Below are 19,238 nucleotides of genomic sequence, written 5' to 3'. Positions count from 1 at the left end.
CGCCATGCGCGTTGTCATCGCAGGTCAGGGCTATGTCGGTCTCCCGCTCGCGGTCCGCGCCGCCGAGGTGGGCCATCAGGTGGTCGGGTACGACGTGGACGACCGCCGGATCAAGCGGCTCGCGGTCGGCGAGTCGTACGTCGAGGACATCCCCGGCGACCGGCTGCGCCCGCTGCTGGACGGCGGCCGGTACCTGCCGTCCGCCGACCCGGCCGACGTGGCGGGGTTCGACATCGCGGTGATCACCGTCCCGACCCCGCTGCGGGACGGCGCGCCCGACCTCTCCTACATCGAGGCGTCCGCGAAGCTGCTGGGCCGGCACCTGAAGCGCGGTGCGACGGTCGTCCTGGAGTCCACCACGTACCCGGGCACCACCGAGGAGCTGCTCGCCCCGCTGCTGGAGGCCGGCTCCGGACTGCGGGCGGGGGACGACTTCCACCTCGGCTACAGCCCCGAGCGGATCGACCCGGGCAACCCGGTGTGGAAGCTGGAGAACACCCCGAAGGTGGTCTCCGGCACCACGCCGGACGGGCTCGCGGCCGTCTCGGACTTCTACGGGCAGCTGGTGGAACGGACGGTGCCGGTCTCCTCCTGCAAGGAGGCCGAGCTGACCAAGCTGCTGGAGAACACCTTCCGGCACGTCAACATCGCGCTGGTCAACGAGCTGGCGATGTTCGCGCACGACCTCGGCATCGACGTCTGGGAGGCCATCGACGCAGCCTCCACCAAGCCGTTCGGCTTCCTGCGCTTCACGCCCGGCCCGGGCGTCGGCGGCCACTGCCTGCCGATCGACCCCTCGTACCTGTCCTGGCGGGTGGAGCGCGCGCTCGGCCAGTCCTTCCGCTTCGTCGAGCTCGCCAACGACGTCAACAGCCACATGCCGGACTACGTGGTCCGCCGCCTCGCCGACGCGCTCAACCGGCGCCGCCGCAGCGTCAACGGCTCCCGGGTGCTGCTGCTCGGCCTGGCCTACAAGAAGAACACCGGCGACGCCCGCGAGACCCCGGCGGCCCGGATCGTCGAACTCCTCACCCGCCAGGGCGCCGAAGTCCGCGCCGCCGACCCGCACGTGGTCGCCGGCGTCCACGTCGCCGAACCCCACGACGCGGGCCCGCTCGCCACCGTCCACCGCGTCGAGGCCACCCCCGCCGAACTCGCCGCCGCCGACGCGGTCATCCTGCTCGCCGACCACGACGAGTTCGACTACACCGCCGTCACCACCCACGCCCAGTACGTCCTGGACTGCCGCCACCGCCTGACGGGAGCCTCGGTCGAGGTGCTGTGAGCGTCGCCGGGCCGAGTCACTTACGGGCGGCAGGCCGGCGCACCAGCACGGCCACCACGATCACCGCCACGACCGACAGCCCGCCGGCCGCCGCCCACCACTGCCAGTCGGCGCTGTCCTCGGCCTTGGCCGTGGCGGCTGCGGACGGCACCCCCGAAGCGGGCGCGGACGCCGACGGCCGCGGAGGCGGCTGGGTCGGGGCGGTCTGGTCATCGTTGGTGAAGCTGAAGCGCCCCTGGAGCGGCGCCCCGTCGGCCGCGACCGCCCGCCAGGTCACCTGGACGAGGCCCCTCGGCAGGCGGGTGACCTTCTGCCGCACCTCGCGGTCGGTCGCGGTCGGCGCGCCGTCGCTGTAGGACGTCCCGTCGGTGCCGGCGACCACGATCGTGGTGTAGCCGGCCTGCACCGCGCTGTCGAAGGTCAGCGTGATCGAGGTCGGCGACTCGGCGACCACGGAGTCCGCGGCCGGGCTGGAGTCGAGCAGCTGCGCGTGCGCCGCCGCCCGGGGCGCGGACACCAGGACGGACAGCGTGGCCAGCAGCAGTGCGGTGAGGAACGGCACCACCGCCGGGCGGGAGGGAACTCGGGGCTTCACGTGTCAGTGGTCGTCGCCGGCCTCCCGGAAGTTCCCGGCACATCGCGGGAACTTCCCGCCCACCCGGTCCGACCACTGCGGTAACTGCGGCACACAACCACGCCCGCACCCGAGTCGAAAGCCGATGCACCCCCATGCCGATCACCACCGCCCCGGCCCGTTCCCCCCGCCTGCGCCGCCTCGTCGCCGCCACGGCGGTCGGGGCGATATCCCTCACCGCCCTCGTCGCCTGTGGCAGCAGCGACTCGTCCTCCTCGGCCAAGAGCCCGGCGGCCAGCACCTCGCCCAGCACCACCGCGAAGGCCGATTCGGCACCGGTCACCGTCAAGGACCCGTGGGTGAAGGCGTCCGACACCGAGATGACCGGCGTGTTCGCCACCCTGGTCAACAACACCGGCGCCAAGGTCACCGTCGTGTCCGGCACCTCGACCGTCTCGGCGAAGACCGAACTGCACGAGGTCGCGGACGTGGACGGCAAGCCCACCATGCGCCCGAAGGCAGGCGGCTTCGTCATCGAGGCGAACGGCAGCCACGAGCTCAAGCCGGGCGCCGACCACGTGATGCTGATGGGCCTGTCCAAGCCCGTGAAGCCGGGCGACGAGGTCACCGTCACGCTGACCCTCGACGACGGCAAGACGCTGAAGTTCACCGCTGTCGCCAAGGCGTTCGCGGGCGGCAAGGAGGACTACAACTCCGGCATGACGAAGGGCTGAGCTCCCGATGGACACCAGCCCCACCGAAGCCGCTGCACCCGCCACCGCTGCGGTCGGCCGCCGCCGGCTGCTGACCGGCGGCGCGCTCGCCCTCGGCGGGGCGCTGGCCGGCGGCGGTATCGGCGCCGCCGTGGCCGACAGCCCCCGCCGCCCCGGCGAGGAGCGGTCGGCAGCGCCCGCGTACGGCGTCCAGAAGATCCCGTTCCACGGGCCGCACCAGGCGGGGATCGACACCCCCGCCCAGGCCCACGGCGTGTTCCTCGGCTTCGACCTGGACGCCGGAACGGACCGCGCCGCGCTGGGCCGCATGATGCGGCTGCTCACCGACGACGCCGTGCGGCTCACCCAGGGCGAGCCGGCGCTCGCCGACACCGAGGCCCAACTCGCCGAACTGCCCGCCAGGTTGACCGTCACCTTCGGGTTCGGCCCGGGCTTCTTCAAGGCCGCCGGGCTGGACGACCGGCGGCCCGCCTCGGTCGAACAGCTGCCGGTGTTCTCCATCGACCGGCTCCAGGACCACTGGTGCGGCGGCGACCTGCTGATCCAGATCTGCGCCGACGACCCGCTCACCGTGGCCCACGCCCAGCGGATGCTGATCAAGGACGCCCGCACCTTCGCCCGGCTTCGCTGGGCGCAGCGCGGCTTCCGCCGGGGCCGCGGCGTCCAGGCCGACGGCGTCACCCAGCGCAACCTGATGGGCCAGATCGACGGCACCGTCAACCCGGAGCTCGGCAGCGACATCTTCGCCCAGGCGGTGTGGGCCGAGGACGGCCCGGACTGGCTGCGCGGCGGCACGACCATGGTGCTGCGGCGGATCCGGATGGAGCTGGAGACCTGGGACGCCGCCGACTCCAAGGCCAAGGAGTTCTCGATCGGCCGGACCCTCGACACCGGCGCCCCGCTCACCGGCACCGCCGAGACGGACCCGCCCGACTTCGACGCCAAGGACCGGCTCGGCTTCCCGGTGATCTCCGACTTCGCCCACATCCGGCGCGCCCACGTGAGCGACCCCCGGCAGCGCATCTTCCGCCGCCCGTTCAACTACGACGACGCCCCGGCCGCCGACGGCACCCCCGACACCGGCCTGCTCTTCGCCTCGTTCCAGCGGGACATCGCCACCCAGTTCCTGCCCATCCAGCGCGCCCTCGCCGCGTCCGACCTGCTCAACCAGTGGACCACCCCGATCGGCTCCGCCGTCTTCGCCATCCCGCCCGGCTGCGCACCCGGCGGCTGGATCGGCGAGACCCTCCTGGGCTGACCGCCGGACGAAACACCTCCGCCCCGTCCGACAGCTGCCTGCTGCCGAACGGGGCGGAGGTGTTTCCGGGCGCTCAGCCCCGGCGCTGGATGCGGTCGCGGTTCGGGCGGGTGTCGTGGTTCAGCCCGAGGTCGTCGACGATGACGATCTTGGGCACGATCTTGGTCTCCGCCTCCGGAGCGGTCACGGGCGCGGGCACGGCCGGCTCGGCCGACGCAACAGGCGCGGCAGGCGCAACCGGCTCGGCCGACGCGGCGGGCGGGATCGCGGGCTTGGGCGGCAGCGGGTCCTTGGCGAAGCTGGCGGGCTTGGTAGGCGGCGCCGGGGGCTCGGCCACGGTCGGGGTGTACGGCTTGCGGGGGTCGGCGGCCGCGGGCCTGGCGGCCGACTCGCCCTTGACGGGGCCCAGCAGCACCGCGGTCGGCTGGTCGACCGGCTTGGCCTTCTCGGCGACGGGCTTCTCGGCGGGCTTCTCGACGGGCTTCTCGACGGCCGGCTTGGTGGCCGTGGCAGTACCGACGGGGCCCTTGGTGAGGTCGGCCTTCTTCGCGGCGGCGGCCGGCGTCCCGTCCTCCGGGTCCTCGATCGCGCCGACGGCGGCGCCGGTGAGCGAGGCCAGGGTGCCCTTGATGTGGTCGAGGTGGGTCTGCACCTTGTCGAGGCGCTTGGTGAAGTCGGCCTGCTCGCGCTCGCTGGCGAGCTTGATCCGGGCGGCCTTCTCCTTGGCGGCGGCGATCTCCGCGTCGGCCTTGACCTGGGCCTGGGTGTCGAGGCGGCGGGCCTCGGCGAGCATCGCCTCGCGGTGCTGTTCGGCCTCCTTGACCCGGGTCTCGGCGGCGAGGGTGATCTTGGCGACGGCGGCGTCCGCGTCGGCCTCGGCGGTGGCGAACTCCTCGTCGGCCTTGCGGCGGCGCTCGGCGAGGGTGACCTCGGACTGCTCGGAGGCGTCGGCGGCGGAGACCCGGATCCGGGCGGCGTGGCCGGTCGCGGCGTGCACGACGGCGCGGGCCTCGGCGTCGGCCTGGGCGCGGATCCGCTCGGCCTCGGCGCGGCTGCGCTCGTCGGTGCTGCGGGCGAACCGGTCGGTGTCCTCGCGCTGCTTGGCGGCGTACTGCTTCGCGTCCCGGGCGGCGGCCTCGCCGGCCTCGTGGGCGGCGTCCCGGGCGTCCTCGCCGGAGCGCTTGGCCTTGTTGTGGATCGCCTCGGCCTCGTTCTGGGCGATCTTCAGCAGGGCGGCGGCCTGCTCGCTGAGCTCGCCGAAGTCGGGGTCGGGGGCGTCCTCGGCGGCCTGCTGGATGTCGGTGAGGCGCTTCTCCATCTCGCGCAGCCCGGAGCCGAGCACGCTGAGGCGCTCCCAGGCCTCGTCCCGTTCGCGGCTGAGCGCGGACACGGCCGCGTCGACCTGTTCGGGCGCGTAACCGCGCCGGGAGACGGTGAAGCCGTACTGGGACACGGCGTCGCTCATTCGGCTGTTCTCCTCGTGCTCGCGGGCTGCGCAGCCCCGCCGGGTGCGTGGTTCGGTGGGCGGAATCGTCCGTCCCATTGACCTATTTTGCGCAGATACGAACGCAAACCAAACAGGCCGCTGCCGCGCGGCCGGGGGAACCGGCCGCGCGGGAGGGGCTACAACAGTCCGTCCCAGAGCTGTTCGACCAGCACGGCCCACCAGCTTTCGGGCGTGTGCACGGCGGCCGGATCGGCCGCCAGCAGCTGGGCCTGGAGGTCGGTGGTCCAGCGGCCGGCCTGCTCGGGCGTGAGGCCGTGTCGCAGGTGCCACATCCGGGCCAGCACGGTCAGGCAGCGGACGAACTCCGGGACACCGCTGTTGACGAACCGCGGCGGCTCGGCCGGGTTCTCGATGTCCACGGCGACCACCGCGGCCGTGCCGTACTGGACGCACAGCTGGCGGCCGTAGTCGTTGCCGAGCACCAGGTAGCCGCCGAAGTCCGGGCCGGGCGGCAGGCCGCGCTCGGCGGCCAGCTCGGCCAGCGTCGGGATCGGCCGGCCCTCCTGGGCCTGCGCCCAGAAGAACGGCGGGAACTCGCGCGGCAGACCGACCCACATCAGGGTCTGGGCCACCGCGTCCGGCACGCCCTGCCGGGCCACCGCGCGCTGCTCGAACCGGAACACGCCCGGGCCGAACAGCTGCCCCAGCTCGGCGGCCAGCTGCTGCGGAACCATCGGCGGCAGCGGCGGCACCGAGCCGGGCGGCGGCAGCGGCACCCGCTGGGTACGGGGGCGCGGCGGCGCGGACACCAGCTGGTGCAGCTGCTCGACGTGCTCGCTCAGCACCGCCATGCCGGCCTGCCGGGCGGCGGTGTCCCGGCCGTACGGGGCGGTGTGGCTGATCCGCGCGTTCGGCCAGGACGCCTTCACCATCCGGGCGCAGTAGCCGCCGGGCAGGTCGCACAGCTCCAGGTCGGTGTGCACCTCCAGCACCTGGTCGGCGGGCACGCCGATCCGGCGCAGCTCCTGCAGCGCCTTCCACTCCGGGTGCGGGGTGCCGAGCTCGGACATCATCACCAGGCTCCGCTCGGAGCCGTCCGGCGCCCGGTAGTTGACCACCGCGGTGGTGCCGGGACCGGTGGTCGGCACACCGGACGGCGGCACCGGCGCGACCGGCGCCGGGCCGGGGCCCGGCGGCGGCACGGGGGCGCCCGGGAACGGCTGCGGCGGCATGCCCTGCGGCGGCACGGGGGCGCCCGGGAACGGCTGCGGCGGCATGCCCTGCGGCGGACCGGGGAACGGCGGCGGGGCCTGGAACGGGGCACCCTGCTGCGGCCCGGGCACGGGGAACGGCGGCGTCGCCGGGCCACCCGTCGGCGGCATCTCGATCGCCGGGGCCAGCTGGGTCGCCTGGTACGCGACGGCGGCGGCCTCGGGCGCCGGAGCGGCCGGCGGCGCGGCGGGCGCACCGGCGGCGCCGCTCAGCTCGGCGGGCGCGGGCGGCGGCGGGGCACCGGGGCCGGTGCGGCCGCCGGGGCCCTGCGCGGGGCCGCCGGTGGGCGGCAGCAGGTCGTTCGGCGGGGGCGGCGGCGGAGCGGTCGGAGCGGACCGGCCGAGGCCGACGTGCGCGGGGCCGCCGGTCGGCGGCAGCAGGTCGTTCGGCGGGGGCGGCGGCGGAGCGGTCGGACCGGACCGGCCGAGCTGTACTCCATGCGCGGGCGTGCCGGGCGTGCCGGGCGCACCGGGCAGCCCCATCAGCCCGGGCGGGCCGTCGGTGGCCAGCATGGTCGGCGCGTAGTCGATCGACGGCGCGGGGCCGTCCGGCGGAACGGGCGTACCGGGCACGGGAGTTGCCGGCCCGCCGAGCGGGAACGGCGGCGTCGCCCCGACCGGCACCGGCGTCCCGGGAACGGGCGTCCCACCGACCGGGAACGGCTGGGCCGGCGCCAGCACGGTCGCAGCCTCCGCGCCCGGCGGGGGCGGAATGGGCGCGCCGGGGACGGGCATCCCGGACGCGTCGAAGTAGTTGGGGCCCTCCTCACCCGGCACGGACGGCATCGGCGGCACCGGCGGCGCAGCAGCAGCCACCGGCGCGGGCGGCACCGGCACGTGCGGCGTCGGCACCGGCGCAGCCGGCATCGCGGCGGGCGGCGGCGTCGCGGACCCGGACAGTTGCGCGGCCTCGGCGGCCACCGCCGCGGCACCGGCGTCCTGCAGCCACTGCGGGGGGCTGAGCAGGAAGGAGGTGGCCTCGACCGCCCCGCGCACCGGCTTGGCGGCGCCGGCCGGGTTGGGTTCGGCGGGGCTCCCGTACAGCTCCTCGAACTGCTGGACCACCTCGTTGATCGGCAGCGGCGGCCAGAGCATGCTGGCGCCGCTGTCGCGGGCGATCACCAGCCGCGGCGAGGTGCCGGGCCCGCCGCCGTGCTCGCTGCCGTCCACCGCCCAGCAGACGTAGCCGAGGTCGAACTCCCGGACCCGCACCTCGCGTTGGAGCGAGCGCGGCACGCCGGCGTTGATCCAGTCCTCGGCGGTCTCCTGCGCCTGCGCGTACGTGGTCACCACGTCTCGTCCCACCCCTGTCGTTCGGTCAGTTCACCGGGACGGCGCGCGCGAAGCCGCCGTCCACCATGAGTTCGGCGACGGTCTCCAGCTCCGGGGGGCTGCCCGCGAGCCGCAGCAGGAAGGCGTCGAAGCTGTCGCCGCAGGGCAGCAGCAGCCGGGCCACCCGCTGCTCCGGCGGCTCGTCCGTGCCCTGGTCGCGGGCGTCGTCGTAGGGCAGGAACCAGACCGAACCGGTCTGCTCGCCGCGGACCTTGAGCGTGAGCAGGCCGCCCTGCTGGTAGGCGATGGCCAGGTAGTCCTTGGTCAGGTGGTCGCGGAGGCACTTGTTGGCGTACACCAGGTCCTGGGTGCCGTACTCCTCGCTGAGGGTGAGGAACGGCTGGTCGACCAGCAGGCCGAGGTCGACGTCCAGCGCGGCGCCGGCCGGGGCGCGGCCGCCGGCCAGCTTCAGGAAGTCGCGGTAGACGGGCGGCAGCGGGTGGCCGAGGCGCTGTTCGGCGCGCTGCACCAGGTCCTCGGTGACGGCCAGCGGGTCGCCGCCGTCCTTCGCCAGCGGGAGGTGCACGGGGCGGCGCTCCTGGAGCGGGCGGGTGCCGCGCCGGGCGTGGTCGGCGGTGGAGACCGCCAGGCCGCCGTGGTGCCGCAGCAGGGCCTTCACCTCGACCGGGATCAGCTCCATCCGCCGCCAGCCCGCCGGGGCGCGGCCGACCACGTGGTGCCAGGTCCAGCCCTGCGGGGTGGCGACGGCGGTGTCCAGGTCGGCCCACAGTTCGTGGCCCTGGGTGTAGAGCGCGGCGTTCGCCGACACGTAGTCGGTGAGCCGCAGTTCGTCCACGCCGAAGCCCTCCGGCGGGTCGGCGACCTCGGCGGCGGCGACCGCGTACGGCGAGAAGTCCGGGAACCCGTGCTCGTCGATGCGGACGCCCTGGGGGTGCCGCTCGGCCCGGACCGGGTCCGGGAACTGCACCACCTGGCCCGCGTACGCCGCGTTGGGCACGGCAGCGGTGCCGGGCCGACCTGTCGTCATCTGGGGTCCCCCACAGCAGAAGCCGAAATCCTCGGGGACCAGCGTAGGGCAACGACCGACCACGTTAAGGGTCACGGGGGTACCCGGCCGGGGTACCGCCCGGCCGGGACCGACACCACGTCAGCTCCGGCGCACCGCCCGCACCAGCGTCTCCGCCACCCGCACCTGCTGCCCCTCGGTGAGCTGCGGGAACATCGGCAGCGTGAGCAACTGCCCGGCGGCCCGCTCGGTGACCGGGAAAGCGCCCTCCGGGTATCCCAGTTCACGGAACGCCGGCTGGAGGTGCACCGGCACCGGATAGTGCACGCCCACCCCGATCCCGGCCTGCTGCAACTCCGCGAGCACCCGCTCCCGGTCCCGTTCCACCCGTACCGCGTACAGGTGCCAGACGTGCTCGTTGCCGGGCAGCGTCCGCGGCAACGTCACCCCCTCCAATCCGCCCAACAGCTTGTCGTACCGCTCGGCCGCCGCCCGCCGGGCCTCGTTCCACGCCGGAAGCCGCCGCAACTTGCTGCGCAGCACCACCGCCTGCAAGGTGTCCATCCGCGAGTTGAACCCGAACCGCTCATGCACGTACTTCCGCGCCGACCCGTGGTCCCCGATCAGCCGCACCGCCCCGGCGAGTTCCGCGTCGTCCGTCACCACCGCACCCGCGTCCCCGTACGCCCCCAGGTTCTTCCCCGGATAGAAACTGGTCGCCGAGATCCGCCCCCAACTCCCCGACACCCGCCCGTGCCGCGCCGCCCCCTGCGACTGCGCCCCGTCCTCCACCACCGGCAACCCGCCGGCAATCTCCAACACCGCCTCCATCGGCGCGAGTTGCCCATTCAGATGCACCGGCACCACCGCGACGGCCCCCGCCACCCGCTCGGCCACCTGCTCCACATCGATCAGCAAGCACTCCTCGTCCACATCCACCAACACCGGCCTGAGCCCCGCCCGCACCACAGCCTCCGCCGTGGCCACAAACGTGTTCGCCGGCAGCACCACCCCACCCCCCGGCGCCAAGTCGAGTGCCCGCAACGCCAGTTCGAGAGCGTCGGTCCCGTTCGCCGTCCCGACCGCGTGCCCCACCCCGCAGAACGCCGCGAACTCCCGCTCGAACGCGGCAACGTCGGGGCCCTTGATGTACGCCCCGCTCGCCAGCACCGCCTCGAAGCCCTCCCGGACCTCATCGGCGATCTCGGCGTGCGAGGCGTGCAGGTCAACCAGCGGAATGTCGTTCACTGAGAATCACCAACCAGGGGCTCGGGGAACTGCGAGAGTCGGAAGACGGACATCGGAAGATCGCGCCAGAGAGAACGGCTTGCACGTGAGAGCGCCACGAGCACTCAGAGTGCTCCCTTCAAAGCCTCAACCACCCGCTCCTGCTGCTCCGCCGTCAACGAGTGGTACAGCGGCAGAATCAACGTCCTCGAAGTCAGCAACTCCGTGACAGGCAACCCCACTCGGGAAGAACCCTTGTACGGCGCCTCCAGATGCGCAGCCATGATCCCCCGCCGCGCCGAAACCCCCTCCGCCGCCAGCGAAGCGAGCACCTGCCCCCGCTCCGGCGCGCCCTCCGGCAGCAGCAGCCACAGCGACTGGAAGTTCGACGTCCCGTGCGCCGGATCGCCCACCAGCCGCCCCCCGAGCTCCGGCCCCAGCAACTCCCGGTACGCAGAAGCGAGTTCGCGCCGCCGAGCGACCATCGCCGGAAGCTTCCCGAGCTGCACCAGCCCGATCGCCGCCTGGACGTCCGTCATCCGGTGGTTGAAGCCGATCTCGTCGTACGTCTCCAGCACGGCCGCCCCGCCCGCCCCGGAATGCCTCTCGGCGGCGGAGACGCTCATGCCGTGCTCCCGCAACCGCCGCAGCCGGGCGGCGAGTTCGCCGTCCCGGCAGGTGACCATGCCGCCCTCCCCGGTGGTGAGCAGCTTGCGCGGGTGGAACGAGAACGCGGCGATGTCCGCGCCCGCGCCGGCCGGGCGGCCCCGGTAGACAGAGCCGGCGGCGCACGCGGCGTCCTCGACGACGGCGATGCCGCGCGGCCGGACCAGCTCCTCGATGGCGTCCAGGTCGACGGGGACACCGCCCTGGTCGACGGCGATCACCGCCCGGGTCCGATCGGTGAGCAGGGGGGCGACGGTCTCGGGGGTGAGGTTGCCGCCGGCCGGGTCGACGTCCGCGAAGACGGGTGTCGCGCCGACGTAGGTGACGGCGTTGGCGGTGGCGATGAACGAGAACGACGGGACGACGACCTCGTCGCCGGGCCCGACGCCCGCGCCGATCAGCGCCAGGTGCAACGCGGTGGTGCAGGACGAGACCGCGACGGCGTGCGGCACGCCCACCGCCTCGGCGAACGCCCGCTCGAACTCGGCGACGCGCGGGCCCTGCGCGACCCACCCGGAACGGACGGCATCCGCCGCGGCCCGGGCCTCTTCCTCGCCGAGCCACGGGATCATGACGGGAATGGTGGACATCGGGTTGCTCCTTCGCTGGGTCGCGCCCACGTGCAAGTCACTCGTCCTGCCGCGATCTTTCCGACGTTCGAGTCCGCCCTGTCAGACCTGTTCGCGCCACCAGGCGACGAGCTTCCGCAGCCCGTCCGCCAGCCCCAGCTCCGGCTTCCAGCCCAGGTCGTGCTCGGCCGCCGAGATGTCCGCGAGCCGCCGGACCACGCCCCCGGCGGTGTCCCGCGCGGGCCCGTGTTCGACGTCGAGGTCCGATTCCATGGCCTCCAGCAGCGCGTCGGCGAGGCCGCGCAGCGACACTTCGGTGCCGGAGGCGATGTTGTAGACCCGGTCGGTGGCAGGTGCGGTGGCGGCGAGCAGGTTGGCCCGGGCGATGTCCTCGGTGTAGACGAAGTCCATGGTCTGGGCGCCGTCGCCGAAGATCAGTGGTGGTTGTCCGGCGGCGATGCGTTCCATCCAGCGGATGAAGACCTCGGTGTAGCGGCCGTGGACGTCCATCCGGGGGCCGTACACGTTGAAGTACCGCAGGGCGACGTAGTCGAGGCCGTACATGCTGTGGAAGCTGCGCAGCAGGCCCTCGTTGAAGACCTTGGCGGCCCCGTACAGGGTGTCGTTGTTGTAGGGGTGCTGGTTCTCCGGCGTCGGGAAGGTGTCGGCCAGCCCGTACACGGACGCGGTGGAGGAGGCGATCACCTTTCCCACCCCCGTCTCCGCGGCGGCCTCCACCACGTCGAAGGTGCCGTCGACCATGACTTCCAGGGCGAGCCGGGGTTCGGCGGCGCACTGGGTGATCCGGATCGCGGCGAGGTGGAACAGCACGTCGGTGCGGGAGGTGAGGAGTTCGCGCAGCAGCGCGCGGTCGCGGATGTCGCCGTCCACCACGGTCAGTTGGCCGGGGGCGGCGATTTCGCGGGCGCGGGCCAGGTTCTCGGTGCGGCCGCGGACGAAGTTGTCGAGCACGACGACCTCGCGGGCGCCGGCCTCGATCAGTTGGTCGACGACGGTGGAGCCGATGGTTCCGGCGCCGCCGGTGACCACACAGCGCGAGCCTTCCAGCTGGGCGGCGGCGTTCATCGGACGGTGGCCCTCTCCAACACGGCGGTCTGACGGGTGGTCTCCACGGGGACGGTCGAGCCGCCGAGTTCGAGGCTGAGGGACGCGGCGTGCAGCAGTCGCAGCACGCGCAGGCCGGCCCGGCCGTCGGTGAGCGGGGTGCGGCCCTCGTCGATCGCGGCGGCGAATTCGGCCATCACGTTGCGCAGGGCTTCCTGTTCGACCAGGGCGGGGGCGACCATGTCGCCGACCCGGTAGGAGATCAGGGCGCGGTGCCGGATGGCGTCGGTGAGTTCGTCGGGCGGGGTGAGGTCGACGCCCCGGTCGTGGATCGCGAGGCGGGCCTGCGGGTTGAGGTCGTCCCAGACCAGGGTGCGGCGGGAGCCGCCGATCAGGGTGGTGCGGACCTTGGTCGGGGAGAGCCAGTTGACGTGGCAGTGGGCGAGTGCGCCGTTGGACAGGCGCACCGTCAGGTAGGCGACGCAGGCGCGGCCGGCGCCGATCGGGTCGGCGGCCTGGGCGCTGACGCCGACGGGTTCGACGCCGGGCGGCAGCACGAAGTCGAGGATGGACAGGTCGTGCGGGGCGAGGTCCCACAGCACGTCGACGTCGGGCTGGACGAGTCCGAGGTTGATCCGGACCGAGTCGAAGAACTGGATGTCGCCGATGTCGCCGCTGTGCACCAACTCGCGGATCCGGCGCACCACGGGGGTGTAGCAGAAGGTGTGGTCGCACATCAGGACCAGGCCGCGTTCCTCGGCGAGGGCGACCAGGTCGGCGGCTTCCTCGACGGTGGTGGTGATCGGCTTCTCGACCAGGACGTGCTTGCCGGCCTCCAGGGCGGCCCGGGCCAGGCGGTGGTGGGCGGCGGCGGGGGTGGCGATGGCGACGGCCTGCACCCGTTCGTCGGCGAGCACCTGTTCGTAGGAGGTGGTGGCGGTGACGGTGGAGTACTCGCCGAGGACCTTGCGGGAGCGCTGTTCGTCCAGGTCGCACAGCCAGTGCAGGTGCAGTGCGGCGGTCTGTTGGGCGTTGCGGACCAGGTTCGGTCCCCAGTAGCCGGCTCCGACGACGGCGAGTCCGATCCGCCGGTCGGGTTCTCGGTCGGTACTGCCCGGTGTGGGCACGTGTTCCCCAGGCGCCTCGTGCGCCACGACGTTCGACCCCATCGCAAGACCCCCCTTGCCGCCGCGTCGCTCGAACGGTACCGGCCCGACCGGTCCGGTCGAGGCACAATCGGAAAACCCGGTGAACGCCACCAGGAGCGTGCGGTACGGGAGTTGAGCCCTCCGTACACCTCCGCGCGCCCCCGTGTCGCACCCCGGCTCGGCAGAAGTCGGATCCGTTTGGCAGGCTGGATGCTTCGGGGTGAGGATTCACCGTCCGTCAGCAGACCCCCGGCAGCGGAAAACTGCCGGTGCGCCGTACAACGTCGAGGAGCAGTCATGGACCAGTCGGGCCCGCCGCCCGTGTTGCGGCACCAGCGCGACAGCCTGCTGCCCGCGGTGGCCGCGGCGCTGATGCTGCGCGGCGGCGAGGTGCACACACTGGCCGGGGAGAAGTCCGACCTGTCGCCGATGCTGCACCCGCTGGTCGGCGAGTTCCTGGCGGCGCTGCCGGTCGACAAGCGGGAGCGTTTCCTCGGCCGCTGCCCGGAGCCGGCACTGCTGTCGCAGTACCTGGGGCAGGTCGACGCGTCCCGCTCGAAGCGTGCCTCGCGCAAGCCGATGACGGTGCAGGAGGCCCGGAAGGCGCTGAAGGGCGCCCGGATGACCACGGTGCGGATCCGCGAGGAGGGCGACCCGGCGCACGGCACGCACGCACCGCCGTGCCGCTCCTGCGCTCCGCTGCTGGATCATCTGAGCGTGGCCAGCGTCGCGGTCGGGCCGCCCGGCCGCCGCTGACCCTCCTGTTCCCCGTCCCCGAACCACCGGAGCACGTCCTGAACGCCAGCACCGTCCGTACCCAACCCCGCTTCCCGGCCGACGTGGCCGCCGCCCTCAAGCAGGCCGGCTGGCACCCGGGCCGGTGGGAGATCCGCCAGGCCGAGCAGTGGGCCGATGCGATGGTCGCGCACGGCGGTCCGACGGACCCGCAGCACGCGGTGTTCCCCGCCGCGGTCGAGGCCTGGGCCGAGTTCGGCGGCCTGGCCTTCGACGTCCCGGGCCCCGGGCGGACGATGGCCCGTACGCCATTCCTGCTCGACCCGCGCTGCGGCCTGCACGCCCCGCGCACCCTCACCGACCTGGGGCGCGCCCTGGGCACCCGGCTCGCCCCGCTCGGCGAGGAGCTGCACGGGCAGGCGCTGCTGGCCATCGACGAGCAGGGCCGGGTCTACAGCCTCGACCACACCGGCGAATGGTTCCTCGGCCACAGCGTCGACCAGGCGCTGGCCACCCTGGTGCTCGGCCTGGCCCCGCACCGGCTGCGCACCGCCGAGGCATAGGCGGAGGCCGGGGCATAGGCGGAGGCCGGGGCATAGGCGGAGGTCAGTCCAGCGGTGCGACGGCCAGCCGCAGCCGGGACGGCAGCACCGCCTCGACCCGGAAGCCGCCGTCGCTCTCCGGCCCGGCGTGGAACATCCCGCCCAGCGCCAGCACCCGCTCGCGCATCCCCACCAGCCCGTTGCCGCCGCTGGGCAGCGCCACCGGCACGGCCGCGCCGCCCGGGCAGTCGTTGACCACCGACACCCGCACACCGTTCGGCACGTACGCCAGCAGCACCGCCACCCGCGCCCCGCCGGCGTACTTGTGGGCGTTCGTCAGGCCCTCCTGCACCACCCGGTACGCGGTCTGCTCGGCCTCCGCGACGTACACCAGGTGCTCGCCGCTGACGGTCAGCGAGACGGCCATGCCGGCCGCCCGGGACTGGTCCACCAGCTCCGGCAGCTCCCCGAGACCGCCGACCGGCGCCTCCACCTGGTCCTGCGCCTCGGTCATCCGCAGCACGCCGAGGATCTCCCGCAGCTCGTCCAGCGCCTGCCGACCGACCTCGCCGATCAGGTTCGCCGACTGCTGGGCCTTCGCCGGGTCCTTGGGGATGATCCGCTCCACCGCCGCCGCGTGCACCACGATCAGGCTGACCCGGTGCGCGACCACGTCGTGCATCTCCCGGGCGATCAGGGTGCGTTCCTCGACCCTGGCCCGCCAGGCCCGCTCCCGGGCCTGCTCGGCGAGCAGCGTCAGCTCGGTCTCCAGGCCCTCCGCGCGGTCCTTCAGCGACTCCACCAGGCGGCGCCGCGCCCCGATGTACAGGCCGGTCACCACCGGGGCCACCGCCATGCCGACCGCGACGAACGCCGAGGCGATCACCAGTACCCACGCCGGCGGCAACGGCTCCTGCGGCGGCGACGGGTTCGGCGCGAACATCGCCAGCACCACCATGCCGAAGGTCTCCACCGCGGCCACCGCCGACAGCACGATCACCCGGGCCCGCCTGACCGGCCACTCCCAGGTCGCCGCCAGCGTGTACAACGACACCACCAGCAGGATCACGCCGAAGAAGCCCGGCACGAACACCAGCGCCACCACCACCGGCAGCACCGGCCACTTGCGCCGCACCACCAGCGAGAGCCCGGCCAGCGCCCCGAGCACGATCCCGACCACGGCCGGCCCCAGGCCCAGCTCCAGCCGGACCCTCACCAGCCCGTACGCCCCGGCCGCACACTCCGACGCCGCCACCAACGCCAATCCCACGTCCAGCGCCGCGCCGCGTCTCCGCGCCCACCACCACACGCCGTCCCCCGCCGGCTGATTACTCATAACGGACACCTTACGCAGGCCGGTGCGAAAGCAGGGGCCCCCGAGCCCCTGATTGTTCGCCCGCCTGCGCTCGCGCCCCCCTGTCCGCCATCCGGCCACCTCTCCGTTCTGGCACCGGGTGCCACCTATGCTGTTGCCCGTCGGACAGCGCGGTCCGCACCCGTCACCCGCATCGCGGTGATGGCAGAGCCGTTGCCGAACACCCCACCACCACAGGGAGCCAGCCGTGACCGCTCCGGTCCCCACTTCGGCGGACAACCCATCCCCGACCTCCGACCAGGCGGACAATGCCGCGCTGCGTGCGGACATCCGCCGCCTCGGCGACCTGCTCGGAGAGACCCTCGTGCGTCAGGAGGGCCCGGAACTGCTGGGCCTGGTCGAACAGGTGCGCCTGCTGAGCCGTACCGACGGCGAGGCGACGGCCCAGCTGCTGGCGTCGATCGATCTGGACACCGCCGCGAAGCTGGTGCGCGCGTTCTCGACCTATTTCCATCTCGCGAACGTCACCGAACAGGTGCACCGCGGACGGGAGTTCGCGTCCCGCCGGGCCCGTGAGGGCTCGGTGCTGTCGCAGACCGCCGACCAGCTGAAGGAGGCGGACCCGAAGCACCTGGCCGACACGCTGGCCAACCTCGCGGTGCGTCCGGTCTTCACCGCGCACCCGACCGAGGCGGCCCGCCGCAGCGTGCTGAACAAGCTGCGCCGGGTCGGTGAGCTGCTGGAGCGGATCCACCGCGAGCAGGCGGCGACCGGCCAGGTCGACTCGGCCCGGCAGACCTCCGCGCGCCGGCAGGCGGACCGCCGCCTGGCCGAGGTGATCGACCTGCTGTGGCAGACCGACGAGCTGCGGATCGCACGCCCGGAGCCGACCGACGAGGCCCGCAACGCCGTCTACTACCTGGACGAGCTGTACCGCGAGGCGGTGCCGGCGGTGCTGGAGGAGCTGCACGAGGAGCTCGCCCGGGTCGGCCTGGCCCTGCCGGAGGGGGTGCGCCCGCTGACCTTCGGCACCTGGATCGGCGGCGACCGCGACGGCAACCCGAACGTCACCCCGCAGGTCACCTGGGACGTGCTCAACCTGCAGCACGAGTACGGCATCAAGGACGCGCTGGCGGCGATCGACGACCTGCGCGCCTCGCTGTCCACCTCGGTGCGCCTGGCGGGCGCCTCCGAGGAGCTGCTGGCCTCGCTGGACGCCGACCTGACGCACCTTCCGGAGCTGAGCCCGCGCTACAAGCGGATGAACGCCGAGGAGCCGTACCGGCTGAAGGCCACCTGCATCCGGATCAAGCTGGAGAACACCCGCGAGCGGCTGGCCGCCGGCACCCCGCACGTCCCCGGCCGGGACTACGTCGGCACCCGGGACCTGATCGCCGACCTGAAGCTGATCCAGGACTCGCTGCGCGCCCACCGCGGCGGCCTGATCGCCGACGGCCGGCTCGCCCGGGCGATCCGCACCATCGAGGCGTTCGGCCTCCAGCTGGCCACCATGGACGTCCGCGAGCACGCCGAGGCGCACCACCACGCGCTGGGCCAGCTGTTCGACCGGCTGGGCGAGGAGGCGTGGCGCTACACCGACATGCCGCGCGAGTACCGCCAGCGCCTGCTGTCGAAGGAAATGCGCTCGCGCCGCCCGCTGGCCCCGACCCCGGCCCCGCTGGACGCGGCGGGCGCGAAGACGCTCGGCGTGTTCAGCACCATCCGGCAGGGCTTCGAGCGGTTCGGCGACGAGATCGTCGAGTCGTACATCATCTCGATGTGCCAGGGCGCGGACGACGTGTTCGCGGCCGTGGTGCTGGCCCGCGAGGCGGGGCTGATCGACCTGCACGCGGGCATCGCCAAGATCGGCATCGTGCCGCTGCTGGAGACCACCGACGAACTCCAGCAGGCCGACCGGATCCTGGAGGAGATGCTCTCCGACCCGTCGTACCGGCTGCTGGTGTCGCTGCGCGGCGACATCCAGGAGGTCATGCTCGGCTACTCGGACTCCTCGAAGTTCGGCGGCATCACCACCTCGCAGTGGGAGATCCACCGCGCCCAGCGCCGGCTGCGCGACGTCGCGCACCGGTACGGGATCCGGCTGCGGCTGTTCCACGGCCGCGGCGGCACCGTGGGCCGCGGCGGCGGCCCCTCGCACGAGGCGATCCTCGCCCAGCCGTGGGGCACCCTGGAGGGCGAGATCAAGGTCACCGAGCAGGGCGAGGTGATCTCCGACAAGTACCTGCTGCCGTCGCTGGCCCGGGAGAACCTGGAGCTGACCCTCTCCGCCACGCTGGCCGCGTCCGCGCTGCACACCGCCCCGCGCCAGGCCCCGGAGGAGCTGGCCCGTTGGGACGCCGCGATGGACCGGGTCTCGGAGGCCGCGCACACCGCCTACCGGGCGCTGGTGGAGCAGGAGGACCTGCCGAAGTACTTCTTCGCGTCCACCCCGGTCGACCAGCTGGCCTCGCTGCACCTGGGCTCCCGCCCGTCCCGCCGCCCCGACAGCGGCGCCGGCCTGGACGGCCTGCGAGCCATCCCGTGGGTGTTCGGCTGGACCCAGTCCCGGCAGATCGTCCCCGGCTGGTACGGCGTCGGCTCCGGCCTGGCGGCGGCCCGCGCGGCCGGCCTGGCGGACGTGCTCGACGAGATGTACGGGAAGTGGCACTTCTTCCGCAACTTCCTGTCCAACGTCGCCATGACGCTGGCCAAGACCGACCTGCGGATCGCCCGCCACTACGTCGAGCAGCTGGTGCCGGGCGAGTTGCGGCACGTCTTCGACCAGATCGTCGCCGAGCACGAGCTGACGCTGCGGGAGGTGCTGCGGCTGACCGGCGAGTCCGAGCTGCTGGAGCACAACGAGGTCCTGAAGCAGACCTTCACCGTCCGCGACGCCTACCTCGACCCGATCTCCTACCTGCAGGTGGCGCTGCTGCGCCGCCAGCGCGAGGAGGTCGCCCACGGCCGCCCCGAGGACCCGCTGCGGGCCCGCGCGCTGCTGCTGACCGTCAACGGCATCGCGGCCGGCCTGCGCAACACCGGCTGACGCACCGAAACAGCGAGGTCCGCTCCGCGGGGGAACTCCCCGGCGGAACGGACCTCG

At 73.6% G+C, this 19,238-nt stretch carries 15 protein-coding genes; 6 read left to right on the top strand and 9 right to left on the bottom strand.

Going from position 1 to position 19,238, the window contains the following annotated elements:
- Nucleotides 1–4: 4 nt before the first annotated feature.
- Nucleotides 5–1,285, top strand: coding sequence for a nucleotide sugar dehydrogenase (locus ACFYST_RS24040; RefSeq protein ID WP_387865338.1), 1,281 nt, complete (start codon nucleotides 5–7; stop codon nucleotides 1,283–1,285).
- A 16-nt stretch (nucleotides 1,286–1,301) separates the two neighbouring features.
- Here the strand turns inward: ACFYST_RS24040 and ACFYST_RS24035 are convergent, their stop codons facing one another.
- Complete coding sequence (locus tag ACFYST_RS24035; protein WP_387865335.1) at nucleotides 1,302–1,880, bottom strand: copper resistance protein CopC; 579 nt, start codon at nucleotides 1,878–1,880, stop codon at nucleotides 1,302–1,304.
- Between the two features lie 134 nt (nucleotides 1,881–2,014).
- Here ACFYST_RS24035 and ACFYST_RS24030 point away from each other — a divergent pair, with 134 nt between their 5' ends.
- Nucleotides 2,015–2,593, top strand: a complete 579-nt coding sequence (locus ACFYST_RS24030; protein ID WP_387638046.1) for a copper chaperone PCu(A)C — start codon at nucleotides 2,015–2,017, stop codon at nucleotides 2,591–2,593.
- A 7-nt stretch (nucleotides 2,594–2,600) separates the two neighbouring features.
- A complete protein-coding gene (locus ACFYST_RS24025) occupies nucleotides 2,601–3,851 on the top strand; it encodes a Dyp-type peroxidase (RefSeq protein WP_387865333.1) in 1,251 nt (416 codons plus the stop codon).
- Between the two features lie 73 nt (nucleotides 3,852–3,924).
- On the opposite strand, the gene ACFYST_RS24020 is transcribed toward ACFYST_RS24025, so the two are convergent.
- The 7 genes from ACFYST_RS24020 to ACFYST_RS23990 form a co-directional block, all read right to left on the bottom strand.
- Nucleotides 3,925–5,316, bottom strand: coding sequence for a hypothetical protein (locus tag ACFYST_RS24020; RefSeq protein ID WP_387865331.1), 1,392 nt, complete (start codon nucleotides 5,314–5,316; stop codon nucleotides 3,925–3,927).
- Between the two features lie 158 nt (nucleotides 5,317–5,474).
- Nucleotides 5,475–7,862, bottom strand: a complete 2,388-nt coding sequence (locus ACFYST_RS24015) for an SUKH-4 family immunity protein (protein ID WP_387865329.1) — start codon at nucleotides 7,860–7,862, stop codon at nucleotides 5,475–5,477.
- 25 nt (nucleotides 7,863–7,887) lie between these two features.
- On the bottom strand, nucleotides 7,888–8,889 hold the full coding sequence (locus ACFYST_RS24010; protein ID WP_387638060.1) for an SMI1/KNR4 family protein: 1,002 nt from the start codon (nucleotides 8,887–8,889) through the stop codon (nucleotides 7,888–7,890).
- Between the two features lie 120 nt (nucleotides 8,890–9,009).
- Nucleotides 9,010–10,116, bottom strand: coding sequence for a DegT/DnrJ/EryC1/StrS family aminotransferase (locus ACFYST_RS24005; protein ID WP_387865326.1), 1,107 nt, complete (start codon nucleotides 10,114–10,116; stop codon nucleotides 9,010–9,012).
- 104 nt (nucleotides 10,117–10,220) lie between these two features.
- Nucleotides 10,221–11,351, bottom strand: a complete 1,131-nt coding sequence (locus ACFYST_RS24000) for a DegT/DnrJ/EryC1/StrS family aminotransferase (RefSeq protein WP_387865324.1) — start codon at nucleotides 11,349–11,351, stop codon at nucleotides 10,221–10,223.
- An 81-nt stretch (nucleotides 11,352–11,432) separates the two neighbouring features.
- Complete coding sequence (locus ACFYST_RS23995) at nucleotides 11,433–12,416, bottom strand: NAD-dependent epimerase/dehydratase family protein (protein ID WP_387865322.1); 984 nt, start codon at nucleotides 12,414–12,416, stop codon at nucleotides 11,433–11,435.
- Nucleotides 12,413–13,564, bottom strand: a complete 1,152-nt coding sequence (locus tag ACFYST_RS23990) for a Gfo/Idh/MocA family protein (protein WP_387638071.1) — start codon at nucleotides 13,562–13,564, stop codon at nucleotides 12,413–12,415. The genes ACFYST_RS23995 and ACFYST_RS23990 overlap by 4 nt, the downstream gene beginning before the upstream one ends.
- Before the next feature lie 276 nt (nucleotides 13,565–13,840).
- On the opposite strand from ACFYST_RS23990, the gene ACFYST_RS23985 reads away from it, so the two are divergent.
- Entirely contained in the window at nucleotides 13,841–14,299 is a 459-nt protein-coding gene (locus ACFYST_RS23985) for a YwqJ-related putative deaminase (protein ID WP_387638074.1), read from the top strand.
- A gap of 83 nt (nucleotides 14,300–14,382) precedes the next feature.
- On the top strand, nucleotides 14,383–14,841 hold the full coding sequence (locus ACFYST_RS23980; protein ID WP_387638077.1) for an SUKH-3 domain-containing protein: 459 nt from the start codon (nucleotides 14,383–14,385) through the stop codon (nucleotides 14,839–14,841).
- A gap of 43 nt (nucleotides 14,842–14,884) precedes the next feature.
- On the opposite strand, the gene ACFYST_RS23975 is transcribed toward ACFYST_RS23980, so the two are convergent.
- Nucleotides 14,885–16,156: a sensor histidine kinase gene (locus ACFYST_RS23975; RefSeq protein ID WP_387638079.1), complete on the bottom strand. Its 1,272-nt coding sequence runs from the start codon at nucleotides 16,154–16,156 to the stop codon at nucleotides 14,885–14,887.
- 226 nt (nucleotides 16,157–16,382) lie between these two features.
- Here ACFYST_RS23975 and ppc point away from each other — a divergent pair, with 226 nt between their 5' ends.
- A complete protein-coding gene (gene ppc / locus ACFYST_RS23970; protein ID WP_387865319.1) occupies nucleotides 16,383–19,181 on the top strand; it encodes a phosphoenolpyruvate carboxylase in 2,799 nt (932 codons plus the stop codon).
- The last annotated feature ends 57 nt before the right edge of the window (nucleotides 19,182–19,238 follow it).

It is taken from the genome of Kitasatospora sp. NPDC004614, assembly GCF_042873675.1.
Classification (GTDB): Bacteria; Actinomycetota; Actinomycetes; order Streptomycetales; family Streptomycetaceae; genus Kitasatospora.
The sequence above is the reverse complement of the archived record's forward strand: the minus strand, read 5'-3'. Positions and strand labels throughout refer to the sequence as shown.

Excerpts from the sequence above, each read along its gene's own strand:
- ACFYST_RS24000 (WP_387865324.1), bottom strand. The coding sequence starts at position 11,351 with ATGTCCACCATTCCCGTCATGATCCCGTGGCTCGGCGAGGAAGAGGCC.
- ACFYST_RS24030 (WP_387638046.1), top strand. The coding sequence starts at position 2,015 with ATGCCGATCACCACCGCCCCGGCCCGTTCCCCCCGCCTGCGCCGCCTC.
- ACFYST_RS24025 (WP_387865333.1), top strand. The coding sequence starts at position 2,601 with ATGGACACCAGCCCCACCGAAGCCGCTGCACCCGCCACCGCTGCGGTC.
- ACFYST_RS23995 (WP_387865322.1), bottom strand. The coding sequence starts at position 12,416 with ATGAACGCCGCCGCCCAGCTGGAAGGCTCGCGCTGTGTGGTCACCGGC.
- ACFYST_RS23975 (WP_387638079.1), bottom strand. The coding sequence starts at position 16,156 with ATGAGTAATCAGCCGGCGGGGGACGGCGTGTGGTGGTGGGCGCGGAGA.
- ACFYST_RS24040 (WP_387865338.1), top strand. The coding sequence starts at position 5 with ATGCGCGTTGTCATCGCAGGTCAGGGCTATGTCGGTCTCCCGCTCGCG.
- ACFYST_RS23985 (WP_387638074.1), top strand. The coding sequence starts at position 13,841 with ATGGACCAGTCGGGCCCGCCGCCCGTGTTGCGGCACCAGCGCGACAGC.
- ACFYST_RS24020 (WP_387865331.1), bottom strand. The coding sequence starts at position 5,316 with ATGAGCGACGCCGTGTCCCAGTACGGCTTCACCGTCTCCCGGCGCGGT.
- ACFYST_RS24010 (WP_387638060.1), bottom strand. The coding sequence starts at position 8,889 with ATGACGACAGGTCGGCCCGGCACCGCTGCCGTGCCCAACGCGGCGTAC.
- ACFYST_RS23990 (WP_387638071.1), bottom strand. The coding sequence starts at position 13,564 with ATGGGGTCGAACGTCGTGGCGCACGAGGCGCCTGGGGAACACGTGCCC.